The organism is Kitasatospora sp. NPDC002227, assembly GCF_040296285.1.
Classification (GTDB): domain Bacteria; phylum Actinomycetota; class Actinomycetes; order Streptomycetales; family Streptomycetaceae; genus Kitasatospora.
Window position 1 is genome coordinate 1 of sequence record NZ_JBEOWY010000019.1, and the last position, 12,379, is coordinate 12,379.

Sequence of the window (12,379 nt, forward strand, 5' to 3'; positions counted from 1 at the left end):
TCGGGCACCTTCATCACTCGCACGGCCGGAACCATACGCACCCCGTGCGACCGACACAGTCGCTGAATCAGGTGATCTGTCCAGATAACTTCGTCACCGGCTCGCACTACGACCCGGCCGTGCTGGACCGCGCCCTCGACGGCGCGGACGCCCTCTTCTGGAACGCCGCGCCCAACCCGGCCGCCGCCACCCTCGACGAGGTCTACGCCGGGGCCGCCGCCACCGTCGCCGGACTGCTGACCGCGCACGGCACCAGCCACGTGGTGACCGTTTCGGCGCTGGGCCGCGGCACGTCGCACCAGGCGCAGGCGGGCCTGGTCACCGCCTCCCTCGCCATGGACGACGCGCTCTCCGCCGCCGTCCCGCACTTCCGCGCCCTGGCGAACCCCTCGTTCATGGACAACCTGCTGCGCCAAGCCGCGCAGCTGCGCGTCGACGGCGTCTTCTCCGGCCCCATGCCGGCGCAGTCGCGCCAGCCCACCGTCGCCACCCGCGACATCGCCGCGGCGGCGGCCCGGCTGCTGCTCGACCGCTCCTGGACCGGCTCCGCCGAACAGCCCCTGCTCGGGCCGGAGGATCTCTCCCCCGACGAGCAGGCCGCGACCGTCTCCGCCGTCCTGGGCCGTCCGGTGTCCTACCGCCAGGAGCCCCTGGACTCCGTCGAGACCCGTTTCCTGGGCTTCGGCGCGTCCCCGGCCTTCGCCGGGGGCATGGCCGCCATGGTCCGCGCCAAGGCCGAACACGGCCTCGACACCGGTGTGCCGCGCACCCCGGAGACGGCCACCCCCACCACCTTCCGCCAGTGGTGCGAGCTGGTCCTGAAACCCGCTCTGGAGAACGGCTGACCGCGCCGCCCGGCCGACCACGCAGGGTCAGCCGAGGTGGGCCCAGAGGAAGGTGAGGGTGCGTTGCCAGGCGATCCGGGCCTGGAGGCCGTCGTGGGTGCCGAGGGGGTTCTCGTCGTTCATGAAGGCGTGGCCGGCGGGGTAGAAGTGGATCTCGGGGCGGCGGTCGGTCGCCTCGCCGATGCGGATGGCGGCCTCGTCCACGCGGGCGGTGGGGAGGGAGCGGTCGCGCTCGGCGAAGTGGCCGAGGACGTGGGCGGTCAGGCCCCGGTAGTCGAAGCCGGGGTCGCCGGGGAGGCCGTAGAAGGGGACGACGGCCGCGACCCGGTCGCCCTCCTGGGCGGCCAGGGTGAGGGCGAACCCGCCGCCCATGCAGAAGCCGACCACGCCGACGGCGTCGCCGACCGTCTCGGGCAGGCCGAGCAGGAAGTCGACGGCGCCGCCCAGGTCGCGGGCGGCCCGCTCGACCGGGAGGGTGCGCTTGAGCTCGGCGGCCTCGGCGCCGTCGTGGGTGGTGGCGCCGCCGTAGAGGTCGGGGGCGAGGGCGACGAAGCCCTCGGCGGCGAAGCGCTTGGTCATCTCGGCGATGTGCGAGGTGAGGCCCCACCACTCCTGGATCACCACCAGGCCGGGGCCGACCCGGGCGGGCGGCAGGGCGAGGAAGCCGTGCGCCGTGGCGCCGTTGCTGGGGAAGCTGACGTTCTGCCGGGGGTTCTGCGGGGGGTTCTGCCGGGGGTTCTGCGAGGGGTTCTGCGGGGTGTCGCCCATCAGCCCATCTCCTCCAGTGCGCGGCCCTTGGTCTCCTTGATGCAGAAGGCCACGAAGGGGATGGACAGCAGCGCGAAGAACGCGTAGCCGACGTACGTGGCCGACAGGTTCCAGTCCGAGAGGTCCGGGAAGGTCACGGTGATCGCCCAGTTGGCGAGCCACTGGGCGGAGGCGGCGACCGACAGGGCCAGCGCGCGGATCTTGTTGGGGAACATCTCCCCGAGCAGCACCCAGACCACCACGCCCCAGGAGAAGGCGAAGCAGAGTACGAAGACGTGGGCGGCGACCAGCGCTGTGGTGGCGTAGGCGTTCTCGAGGGTCGCGGTGTCGCCCTTGCCGACCCGGTGGGAGAAGGCCCAGGCGGCCAGGCCGAGCGCGAGGGCCATGCCGGCCGAGCCGGCCAGGGCGAGCGGCTTGCGGCCGATCCGGTCGACCAGGGCGATGGCGATCACCGTGCCGACCACGTTGACGAGCGAGGTGGAGAGGCTGATCAGCAGGGAGTTGGACTCGTCGATGCCGACGGACTGCCAGAGGAAGGAGGAGTAGTAGAAGATCACGTTGATGCCGACGAACTGCTGGAAGACCGAGGCGCCGATGCCGACCCAGACGATCGGCAGCAGGCCGAAGCGCCCGCCGAGCAGGTCCGCCAGGCGCGGCTTGTGGGCGGTGTCGAGCACCGAGCGGATCTCGGCGACCCGGGCGTCCAGGTCGACCGTCTCACCCTCCACGTCGCGCAGCACCGCGCGGGCCTTCTCCTCCTTGCCGGTGGCGATCAGGTGGCGGGGGGACTCGGGGATCGCCAGGGCCAGTCCGCCGTAGACCAGCGCCGGGATGGTCTCCACGCCGAGCATCCACTGCCAGGCCTGGATGCCGCCCAGGTGGCCGGTGGAGTCGCCGCCGGCGGCCTGGTTGAGGGCGTAGTTGGCCAGTTGGGAGATGGTGATGCCGAGCACGATGGCCAGTTGCTGGAAGGAGGCGAGGCGGCCGCGGTAGGCGGTGGGGGCGACCTCGGCGATGTAGGTGGGGGCGATCACCGAGGCGATGCCGATGGCCACGCCGCCGATCACCCGCCAGAAGCCGAGCAGCTGCACGCTGGGCGGGAACATCGAGCCGACGCCGCTGATCGCGAAGAGGGTGGCCGCGAGGAGCATGGTGCGGACCCGGCCGAACTGGTCGGCCAGGCGGCCGGCGACCACGGCGCCGCCGGCCGAGCCGAGCAGGGCGATGGCGACGACGAAGGCGGTCTCGCCGTTGCCGACGTTGAAGTGCTTCTGGATGCCCGTCACCGCGCCGTTGATCACGGCGCTGTCGTAGCCGAAGAGGAAGCCGCCCATCGCGGCGGCGGCCGAGATGAAGACGACGTGGCCCAGATGGGCCTCGGCGCCCGCCCGGGCCGGGGAGGAGGTGGACACGGCGAGCTCCTGACGGTGCGGCGGCCCACCCGCTCGGCCGATGGACAAGGCTCCGGCCCTCCATTCCAGCAGCCTGACGGGCCGTCCGCGCGTCGGGCCGGGGCCGCCCCGGCCCGGTGCCACCCGGATGGGCCACTGACGAGGGGTCAGGGGCCTGTGGTCGTGGCCGTGTCTGGAATGAATGTTCATTCCGGACCTTGCGTGAAGTCTGGGGCGGGTCGTGGCGGCGTCTGGAATGAATGTTCATTCCGCACCTGGCACGAAGTCGGTGCCGGCCGTGGCCATATCCGGAATGAACATTCATTCCGGACGCCGGGGCTATGGCAGGCGGCGGGCGTTCCGGCGCAGGAGCTGGGTGCGGGCGGCGGCGTCCAGCGGGCAGCCGCGCTCGGCGAGGCGGTCGCCGATGGCGGCCTGCACCTCGGCGGGCTTCTTGTCGTCGTACTTGAACTTGGCGTCCACCTTGCGGATGGCCAGCCGCAGGCCGTGGATGCCCGACAGCTCCGGGCCGAACGGCTTCTCGCCGGGGACGACCCGCACATCCGGGGTCTCGGGCTGGAAGTGGGCCAGCTGACGGTTGAGGATGTCGGCCTTGCCCTGACGGCTCTCCACGATCTCCGCCGTGCAGTGGAAGTGCACCGCCGCGTAGTAGCTGGTGGGCGTGCCGGGCTCGCCGCGCCAGTGGCCGGGGGCGAAGGTGTAGTCGCCGGTCACGCTGAGGGTGACGTGCGGGTCGGCCCGGACGGCGGCCCACAGCGGGTTGGGGGCGGCGAGGTGCAGCAGGATCTCGTCGCCGTCGAGCAGGAAGTGGGTGGGCACCAGTACCGGGCCGCTGCCGGCCGGGCCGTTGGCGGCGAGCAGGCCGAAGTCCCGCCCGGCGGCGAGCCAGGCCCGCCACTCCTCCTCGGTGCCCCTGTCCCAGGAACGGATGAGCATCAGCGGCCTCCGTGCAGGTCGGTCAGGTACGCGGGCAGGGGGACGGTGGTCGAGCCGTGCGGCTCAGGGGTGCCGTGCACGGTGGTGACGGGCACCACGCCCGCCCAGTAGGGGAGATCGAGGTCGGCGTCGTCGTCGTCCGCGCCGTCCGCGCGGGTCTTGGCCGAGACCTCGTCCAGCTCGAGCCGGACGACGGCGGTGGCGGCGAGCTCCTTGGCGTTGGCCCGGCGCACGTCGCCCGAGCGGCCCGGGACGGCGTGGTCGACCAGCGCGTCGAGCGCGACGGCCAGCTCCTCGGGGTCGGTCACCTGGTACGCGGTGCCGTGGGCCACCACGGAGCGGAAGTTCACCGAGTGGTTGAACGCGGACTTGGTGAGCACCAGACCGTCCACCAGCGTCACCGTGACGCAGACCGCCAGGCCGCTCGCCGCCCCCGCGCCGCGCATCGGGCGGCTGCCGGTGGAGCCGTGCACGTAGAGCCGGTCGCCCACCCGGGCGTAGATGGTGGGGAGCACGACCGGCGCGCCGTCGGCTATGAAGCCGAGGTGGCAGACGTAGGCGCTGTCCAGGATCGCGTGGATGGCCTCGCGCTCCCAGGTGGCGCGGTCGCGGTAGCGGGTGGGGGTGGTGCGCTCGGTGCGGGCGTACGTACTGGCAGGGGTGGTGTCCGACATGACAGCCTCTATGTACTAGTGCATACTTGAGTTTGTGCTAGGAGACTATCGGATCAAGGGGCGGCGTGCCAGCGAGATCGCGGCCGACGTCGAGCAGGCCGTCGGTGCGGGGCTGCTGCAGCCCGGTGCGGCCCTACCGCCGCTGCGCGAGCTCGCGGACGAGCTCGGGGTGAACCCCAACACCGTCGCCGCCGCCTACCGGCTGCTGCGCGACCGGGGCGTGATCGAGACCGCCGGGCGCAAGGGCAGCCACATTCGGCACCGGCCGGTCACCACCCCGCGCGACCAGGTCCGCATCCCCGTGCCGCCCGGAGCGCGCGACCTCTCCGGCGGCAACCCCGACACCGCCCTGCTGCCCCCGCTCGCCCCGGCCTTCGCCGTGGCGGCCGCGGCCGGCGACCGGGAGCCGGTGCTCTACGGCCACTCGCCGACCGACCCCGGCCTGCTCGAGCTCGCCCGCGCCTCCTTCCGGGCCGACGGCGCCCCCGAGGGCGAACTGGCCGTCTGCTCCGGCTCGCTGGACGCCATCGAGCGGGTGCTCACCACCCGGCTGCGACCCGGCGACACCGTCGCGGTGGAGGACCCGGGCTGGGGCAGCCTGCTCGACCTGCTGCCCGCGCTCGGGCTGCGCCCGGCGCCGGTGGCACTGGACGACCAGGGCCCGCTGCCCGGCTCGCTGGCCGAGGCGCTGGCCGCCGGGGCCCGCGCCGTGGTGGTCACCGTCCGGGCGCAGAACCCGACCGGCGCCGCGCTCACCCCGGGCCGGGCGGCCGAGCTGCGGGAGGTGCTCGCCGCACACCCGGAGGTGGTGCTGATCGAGGACGACCACGGGTACGGCATGGTCGACCAGCCGTACTGCTCGCTGGCCGTGGGCCCGGCGGGCGCCGTCACGGTGCGGCGCTGGGCGGTGATCCGCTCGGCCGCCAAGGCCTACGGGCCGGACCTGCGGCTGGCCGTGATGTGCGGCGAGCGGGACGTGGTCGACCGGGTGCTCGGCCGCCAGCGGCTGGACACCGGCTGGGTCAGCCTGCTGCTCCAGCGCGCCGTGGCCGAGCTGTGGCGCACCGACGCCGCGCCGGTGCGCAAGGTGGCCGCCGTCTACCGCGAGCGGCGGGACGCGCTGCTGGCGGCGCTGGCCGGGCAGGGGATCGCCGCGCACGGCGAGAGCGGGCTCAACGTGTGGGTGCCGGTGCCGGACGAGTCCGGGGTGGTGGCCGCGCTGATGCAGCGCGGCTGGGTGGTCGCGCCGGGCGCGCGGTTCCGGCTGCAGGCGCCGCCCGGGGTGCGGATCACCGCCGCCGCGATGCGGCCCGAGGAGGCGCCCAGGCTGGCGTCCGACCTGGCGGCGGTGCTCGGCTCGGCGGCGGGGCGTTCGCGGCTGACCTGAGGCGCGGGCGACCTGAGGCTTCGCCGAGTTGATCTTCAACTCGCGGCGGTGCGTGTGGGATTGGGCACACAGCGCTGCGTTACCCAAGGTACGGACTAACCAGGCGTACTCGCCGGTAACGCAGCGAATTACTGGTGCGTAACACCTAGCGGTAACAAGCGCGGTCATGTCACATTCATCGCGCCACCGGCCGGCGGCTCACCCTCACCCGCGCTTCCCGACCCCACCGGGAAGCCGTTCGCAGGAGTTCCGTCGTGCGCACTTCTCCCCGAAGCAGCCTTGGTCGAAGAATTCTCCCGCTCCTGGCCGCAGGCGCGTTGGCCGTCCCGGCCGTCGCCCTGGCCACTCCCGCCCACGCCGCGACCGGCCCCACGGCCAGCGTCGCGATGGGCGACAGCTACATCTCCGGCGAGGCCGGTCGCTGGAAGGGCAACAGCGACGACACCGCCACCAACCGGGACGGCACCGACCGTGCCTGGAACGGGAGTTCGTACAACCCCGCGGCCGTCTACGGCTCCACCTACGCGAGCGGGTGCGACCGCTCGGACGGCTCGGAGATCAAGACCGCCGCCATCGCGCAGGCCCAGATCAACCTCGCCTGCTCGGGTGCCGTCAGCGCCAACGTGATCCGTGCCGCCGACGGCGGGCAGAGCTACAAGGGCGAGGCCCCGCAGGCCGACCAACTGGCCGCCGTGGCGGCCGCGAACAACGTCAAGCTGATCACGCTCTCCATCGGCGGCAACGACCTCGGCTTCTCCGATGTGATCACCACCTGCGCCAAGGACTACCTGATCTGGTACTCCTACTGTCACGACGACCAGCAGGCCGCGATCGACAGCAAGATGGACGCCGCGATGGCGGGCGTCACCCAGTCGATCGAGTCGGTGCGCACCGTGATGTCCAACGCTGGTTACGCCCAGGGCAGTTACCGCCTGGTGCTGCAGTCCTACCCCTCGCCGATCCCGCGCAGCAGCGAGATGCGCTACCCCGAGAGCGGCTGGAGCCGGGCCTCCACCGGCGGCTGCCCGTTCTGGGACGCGGATGCCGACTGGGCGCGGGACACCGTCATCCCGGAGATCTCCGACCACCTGGCGGCCGTCGCGGCGGCCGAGGGCGTCGAGTTCCTCGACCTGCGCGACGTGCTGCAGGGCCGCGAGGTCTGCGCCCAGGGCACCAAGCTCGCCACCACCACCGCCGGCCCCTCCGCCACCACCAGCGAGTGGGCCCGGTACGTGGACGCCGGGATGAGCGCCAGCCAGGGCACCGTCCAGGAGTCCATGCACCCCAACTACTACGGCCAGCAGGCCCTCGGGCGCTGCCTGAGCCTGGAGTACGCGACCCCGGGCGACCACGCCTGCCGCAACACTCCCGGCCGGGACAGCTCCGGGATGTACCTGGGCTGAGTCAGGGGCGGACGGCGCCGCGCAGCAGCTTCCCCTCGGTCGAGAGCAGGCCGGTCCGGTAGTCGAAGCGCGGCGCCGCCGCGAACAGCAGGTAGAGGTACTTGAAGTTCTCCGCGAAGAGGTAGCCCGGGGTCAGGTCGCCCAGCCGCATCGGGGAGGTCGAGACGTCCTCGGCCACGGTGTACCCGCCCGGCACCCGCAGGTGGTCGCGCATGCCCTGGAAGTAGCGGTAGGCGCTCTGCTTGAACTCCGCCTCGCCGGTGAGCCGCCACAGGTCGAGCGAGGAGTTCACGTACTCGGGGCGCAAGTCGTTCCGGGCGGTGCGCAGTTGGCCGCTCTGGTAGTCGTAGACCTCCGGCAGCACCGGGTAGGCCCCCAGGGTCAGGCTCCAACTGCGGTAGTACTCCCGGGCAGTGGCGAGGTCACCGCCCTTGGCGAGCAGGCCGGCGTAGAAGGCGCCCAGCTCCGACTGCTCGGTGCCGGTGGTCTCACCGCTCGCGTAGTCGACCTGGCGGAAGTAGAGGTGCCCGTTCGGCCGGTCCGCCTGGTACCTCAGCACGGCGTCGGTCAACAGCCGGTAGAAGCCGCGCAGTTCGTCGTCGCCGAACAGCTCGGCGCCGACCCAGAGGTACTCGTAGAAGGAGTCCACCGGCGGGTTGGGCGCGCAGGATGCGGTGTCCTCCCAGCGGCCGGTCTCCACGTTCAGCGAGGTGCCGAGCAGGTCGAGCGAGGAGCGCCGGGCCACCACCGCCCGGCAGGCCCGTTTGGCGCAGCTCCAGTACCGGCCGTCCCCGGTCAGGCGCGAGAGCAGGCCGAACTCGACCAGGTTGGTGCCGAGTTCGGCCAGCGGGCTGACCTCGCCGGAGACGGCGCCGGTGCGCAGGTTGACGTACCGGTACGGCAGCTCGGTCGGCGACTTGGTGAAGGCCGGCAGCAGCCGGTCGGCCAACTGGCGGCAGCGGGTGAGCAGGCCCGCCCGCCCGGTGCACAGGTAGCCCGCGAGCAGGCCGCCGATCACCCGGATCACCATCTCGAAGAGCTGCACGTCGGTGTCCTGGGCCGGGTCGAGGTGCTGCTCGATCCAGTCGGCGGCCAAGGTCACCTCGGCGTCCAGGCCCATCAGCCACAGGGTGTCCAGCGCCTCGACGATGGAGAGGCCGAAGGTGTGGCCCGGGGCGAAGAAGTCGTGCCGGGTGCCGGAGACCGGGCGGACTTCGTCGTAGCCCCAGGCCACCCGCTTGTACCCGTCCCAGGCGTGCCGGAACTCGGCCAGCACCTCGGTGGCCGCCGCGGCGTCGGCGGGCAGCGCGGCCGCACGGGCGGAGGGCGCGGGCAGGGTGGTGGCCGCGGTGGCGAGACCGGCGGCGGCGCCGAGCACGGACCGGCGGCGGGGGAGCTGGCGAGGGTGCATGGCGCAGGAGGCTAGCGGCCGCCGCACCGCAGGCCGGGGACCGGCCGGGCACGCGTGTCGGCGCTCCCGCCCAGGTCAGGGCGGGAGCGCCGGGTGCGTCAGCGGGGCAGGTTCACCCCGGTGGGTTCACCCGTGTGCGGGATGACCCCGGTGGGTTCACCCGTGTGCGGGATCAGCCCTTCGCCAGCAGTGCCTGGGCGTGCTCGCGGACCTGGTCCTTCGTCAGGTACGCGTCGGTGTACTCGAAGTCGCGCAGCCGGGCGGGCTGGCGGGCCAGGAAGCCGGTGCGGACGAAGTCGTCGCCGGCCGTCGCGTTGAGCAGCCAGTTGGCGCCGACCCGGAACTTCGCGACGTTGGTGCGCATGGCCATGATGTGATAGCCGCGGGCCACCAACTGGGCCGGTACGCCCTTGAGTTCGACACCGAGCGGCTTGGAGACGGCGTCCTTGCCGCCGAGGTCCACCACCAGGCCGAGGTCCTTGTGGAAGTACGGCTCCAGCGGCTGGTTGCGCAGCGCCGCGATCAGGTTGTCGGCCACCATCTTGCCCTGGCGGGCCGAGTGCTGGGCGGTGGGCGGGCAGACCGCGCCGTCGCCCTTGGCGAGGTCGGGCACCGCGGCCGCGTCGCCGAGCGCGAAGATGCCCTCGAACTGCGGCACCCGCATCTCGGCGGTGACCGCGATCCGGCCGCGCACCGTCTCGGCGTCCAGGGTGCCGATCAGCGGGCTGGCCGCGACCCCGGCCGTCCAGATCAGGGTGCGGCTGGGCAGCACCCGGCCGTCGGTGAACTTGACCGTCTCGGCGCCGACTTCGGCCACCGAGACACCGAGCGAGACCTCGATGCCGCGCTCGCGCAGGATCTTCAGCGCCGTGGTGCCGAGCTTGTCGCCGAGCTCGGGCATCAGCTTGGGGGCGATGTCGATCAGGTGCCACTTGATCAGCTTCGGGTCGAGCCGGGGGTAGCGGCGGATCGCCGCCGTGGTGAGCCGCTGCAGGCAGGCCGCCGTCTCGGTGCCCGCGTAGCCGCCGCCGACCACCACGAACTGGAGCCGTGACTCGCGCTCGTGCTGGTCGGTGGTGGCCGAGGCGAGGTCGAGCTGCGCTATCACGTGGTCACGGACGTAGGCCGCCTCGGCCAGGGTCTTCATGCCGCGCGCGTAGTCGGTCAGGCCCGGGATGTCGAAGCTGCGGGTGACGCTGCCCGGCGCGAGCACCAGGTAGTCGTACTTCTCCGCCACCACCTCGTCGGTGATCTTGCGGACCACGCAGACCTTCGAGCGCGGATCCACTCCGATGGCGCCGCCGGGGATGATGTGGGTACGGCGCAGCGAGCGGCGCAGCGAGACGGCCACCGACTGGGGGGTGAGCACCCCGGCCGCGACGTGCGGCAGCAGGGGCAGGTAGAGCTGGTAGCTGAAGGGAGCGATCAGCGAGATCGCCGCCTCCGAGGGGGCGAGCTTGCGCTCCAGGCGGCGCGCGCACTCCAGCCCGGCGAAGCCGCCGCCGACGATCAGGATTCTCGGTCGCTCCATCGTCCATCCCTTACCTGTGCCGGCCCGCGGGCGTGGGACGCCGACGGGATCAGGACAACTGTTCGTCACCATGGCACGGCCGCCTTGGGCCTGCCACCGCAGTGCCGCGCAGGGGGGACACAAGTGCGGCTTCGTGATCGCCGGGGTCGGTAGGCTGGCGGGATGCTGCATGAGGTGATGGCCGTCCGGTATGTGACGCCGCTGCGCGAGGGCGGGTCGATGCCGGGGCTGGTCGAGGGGGACGACCACCGGCTCTACGTGCTCAAGTGGGTCGGCGCGGCGCAGGGGCGCAAGGCGCTGGTGGCGGAGGTGCTGGCCGGGGAGCTCGGGCGCGGGCTCGGGCTGCCGGTGCCGGAGCTGGTGCGCCTGGACCTGGACCCGGTGCTCGCGCGCAGCGAGCCCGAGGTGATGGTGCAGGACCAGATGCGGGCCAGCGGCGGGGTGAACCTCGGGATGGCCTTCGTGAGCGGGGCGCTCAACTTCGACCCGCTCTGCTTCGAGGTGGACGCCGAGCTGGCCGCCCGGGTGCTCTGGTTCGACGCGCTGATCAACAACGTCGACCGCTCCTGGCGGAATCCGAACCTGCTGGTCGCCACCGGCGGGCTGAGGCTGATCGACCACGGCGCGAGCCTGATCTTCCATCACAGCTGGGCGGGGGCCGAGAAGTGGCGCCGCAAGCCGTACGACGCCTCGGACCACGCGCTGCGGGCCTTCGCCGGCCCGCTCAAGGCGGCCGACGAGGCGATGGCGCCGCTGGTGCCCGACGCCTTGGCGGCCGCCGTGGCGGCGATCCCGGAGGTGTGGCTGGAGGAGGAGCCGGGCTTCGACTCGGCGGCGGCTGTGCGGGCCGCGTACGTGGAGCAGTTGACGGCGCGGCTGGAAGGTCCGCGGGAGTGGCTGCCGGAGGTGGCGTCGTGAGCGGGTTCGCCGAGATGTACGACTACGAGTACGCGGTGCTGCGGGCGGTGCCGCGGGTCGAGCGGGGGGAGTGCGTCAACATCGGCGTGCTGCTGTACTGCCGCCGCCACGAGCACCTGGCCGCCCGGACCCACCTGGACCAGAGCCGGCTGCTCGCGCTGGACCCGGTGGCGGACGTGGCCGGCGTGCGGCGCGCCCTGGCGGGCGTGGAGGCCGTCTGCCTGGGCGGCCCCGAGGCCGGACCGGCGGCCTCGGACAGCCCCGGGCAGCGGTTCCGCTGGCTGACGGCCCCGCGCAGCGCGGTGGTGCAGCCGGGCCCGGTGCACACCGGCCTGACGGCCGACCCGGAGGCGGAGCTGCGGCGGCTGTTCGAACAGCTGGTGCTCTGACGGCCGGTGCTTCGACGGCCGGCGCTCTGACGGCCGGTGCTTCGAGCGGGCCCGCGGCCGGGGTGTGAACGGCGCGCGGGACGCTTGGGGGGCTCAAAGCTGGAGTGGGTGAAGTATTTGGGCGTACGCTGGGGGGCATGGGCTCCACTGTTTCCACCGGCGTGCCGACCACTGCTGACCTCATGGAGGCGGTGGCCGCCGTCGGTACGGCGTACTTCCAGGACTTCGCGGCCGCCGCGGCGCGGCACGGGCTGACCTCCTCGCAGGCCAAGGCACTCAAGGCCGTGCTCGAGCCGGTGCCGATGCGGGCGCTGGCCGGGCGGCTGGGCTGCGACGCCTCGAACGTGACCGGGATCGTGGACCGGCTGGAGTCGCTCGGGCTGGCCGGGCGGGAGGCCGCGGCGGCGGACCGCCGGGTGAAGATCGTGACGATCACCGAGCGCGGGCGGGAGACGCTGGAGCTGATCCGGGCCGACATGACCCGGGCCCACGAAGCCTTCGGCTCGCTGGACGACGAGCAGCGCCTGGAGCTCGGGCAGCTCTGCCGCCAGGTGCTGCCGCTGCTCGGCGGCCAGGGCTGACGCTCCCCGTTAAGGGCTGACGCTGCTCGGTGGCCAGGGCTGACGCTCCCCGTTAAGGGCTGACGCTGCTCGGTGGCCAGGGCAGGCGCTCCCGTCAAGGGGTGACGCGCGTAGCGTCGGGGTG

General features: G+C 72.9%; 12 protein-coding genes. 6 read left to right on the plus strand and 6 right to left on the minus strand.

The window, feature by feature from the left end; translation table 11 throughout:
- The first annotated feature begins 44 nt into the window (after nt 1–44).
- On the plus strand, nt 45–845 hold the full coding sequence (locus ABT095_RS18795; RefSeq protein WP_350530554.1) for a Rossmann-fold NAD(P)-binding domain-containing protein: 801 nt from the start codon (nt 45–47) through the stop codon (nt 843–845).
- Between the two features lie 27 nt (nt 846–872).
- Here ABT095_RS18795 and ABT095_RS18800 read toward each other — a convergent pair whose 3' ends face one another.
- The 4 genes from ABT095_RS18800 to ABT095_RS18815 form a co-directional block, all read right to left on the minus strand.
- Nucleotides 873–1,613, minus strand: a complete 741-nt coding sequence (locus ABT095_RS18800) for a dienelactone hydrolase family protein (protein ID WP_350530555.1) — start codon at nt 1,611–1,613, stop codon at nt 873–875.
- Nucleotides 1,613–2,947 carry a sugar porter family MFS transporter gene (locus ABT095_RS18805; RefSeq protein ID WP_502884926.1) on the minus strand — a complete coding sequence of 445 codons (1,335 nt, stop codon included), beginning with the start codon at nt 2,945–2,947 and terminating at the stop codon, nt 1,613–1,615. Before ABT095_RS18805 ends, ABT095_RS18800 begins: the two co-directional genes overlap by 1 nt.
- Nucleotides 2,948–3,343: 396 nt before the next feature.
- Nucleotides 3,344–3,961 carry an FMN-binding negative transcriptional regulator gene (locus tag ABT095_RS18810; RefSeq protein ID WP_350530557.1) on the minus strand — a complete coding sequence of 206 codons (618 nt, stop codon included), beginning with the start codon at nt 3,959–3,961 and terminating at the stop codon, nt 3,344–3,346.
- Entirely contained in the window at nt 3,961–4,635 is a 675-nt protein-coding gene (locus ABT095_RS18815; RefSeq protein ID WP_350530558.1) for a pyridoxamine 5'-phosphate oxidase family protein, read from the minus strand. Before ABT095_RS18815 ends, ABT095_RS18810 begins: the two co-directional genes overlap by 1 nt.
- Nucleotides 4,636–4,669: 34 nt before the next feature.
- On the opposite strand from ABT095_RS18815, the gene ABT095_RS18820 reads away from it, so the two are divergent.
- On the plus strand, nt 4,670–6,022 hold the full coding sequence (locus ABT095_RS18820; RefSeq protein ID WP_350530559.1) for an aminotransferase class I/II-fold pyridoxal phosphate-dependent enzyme: 1,353 nt from the start codon (nt 4,670–4,672) through the stop codon (nt 6,020–6,022).
- 254 nt (nt 6,023–6,276) lie between these two features.
- The gene (locus tag ABT095_RS18825; RefSeq protein WP_350530560.1) at nt 6,277–7,425 is read left to right on the plus strand and encodes a GDSL-type esterase/lipase family protein; all 1,149 of its coding nucleotides are present in this window, start codon (nt 6,277–6,279) and stop codon (nt 7,423–7,425) included.
- Nucleotide 7,426: 1 nt separating this feature from the next.
- Here the strand turns inward: ABT095_RS18825 and ABT095_RS18830 are convergent, their stop codons facing one another.
- A complete protein-coding gene (locus ABT095_RS18830; protein ID WP_350530561.1) occupies nt 7,427–8,836 on the minus strand; it encodes a glycoside hydrolase family 47 protein in 1,410 nt (469 codons plus the stop codon).
- A 172-nt stretch (nt 8,837–9,008) separates the two neighbouring features.
- Nucleotides 9,009–10,367, minus strand: a complete 1,359-nt coding sequence (locus ABT095_RS18835) for an NAD(P)/FAD-dependent oxidoreductase (RefSeq protein WP_350530562.1) — start codon at nt 10,365–10,367, stop codon at nt 9,009–9,011.
- Nucleotides 10,368–10,529: 162 nt separating this feature from the next.
- Between ABT095_RS18835 and ABT095_RS18840 the strand changes: the two genes are divergently transcribed.
- The 3 genes from ABT095_RS18840 to ABT095_RS18850 all read left to right on the plus strand — a co-directional run bounded on the left by ABT095_RS18840 (nt 10,530) and on the right by ABT095_RS18850 (nt 12,255).
- Complete coding sequence (locus ABT095_RS18840) at nt 10,530–11,285, plus strand: HipA family kinase (RefSeq protein WP_350530563.1); 756 nt, start codon at nt 10,530–10,532, stop codon at nt 11,283–11,285.
- A 14-nt stretch (nt 11,286–11,299) separates the two neighbouring features.
- Entirely contained in the window at nt 11,300–11,674 is a 375-nt protein-coding gene (locus ABT095_RS18845) for a DUF3037 domain-containing protein (RefSeq protein ID WP_350530663.1), read from the plus strand.
- Between the two features lie 137 nt (nt 11,675–11,811).
- Nucleotides 11,812–12,255: a MarR family winged helix-turn-helix transcriptional regulator gene (locus ABT095_RS18850; protein WP_350530564.1), complete on the plus strand. Its 444-nt coding sequence runs from the start codon at nt 11,812–11,814 to the stop codon at nt 12,253–12,255.
- Nucleotides 12,256–12,379 lie beyond the last annotated feature (124 nt).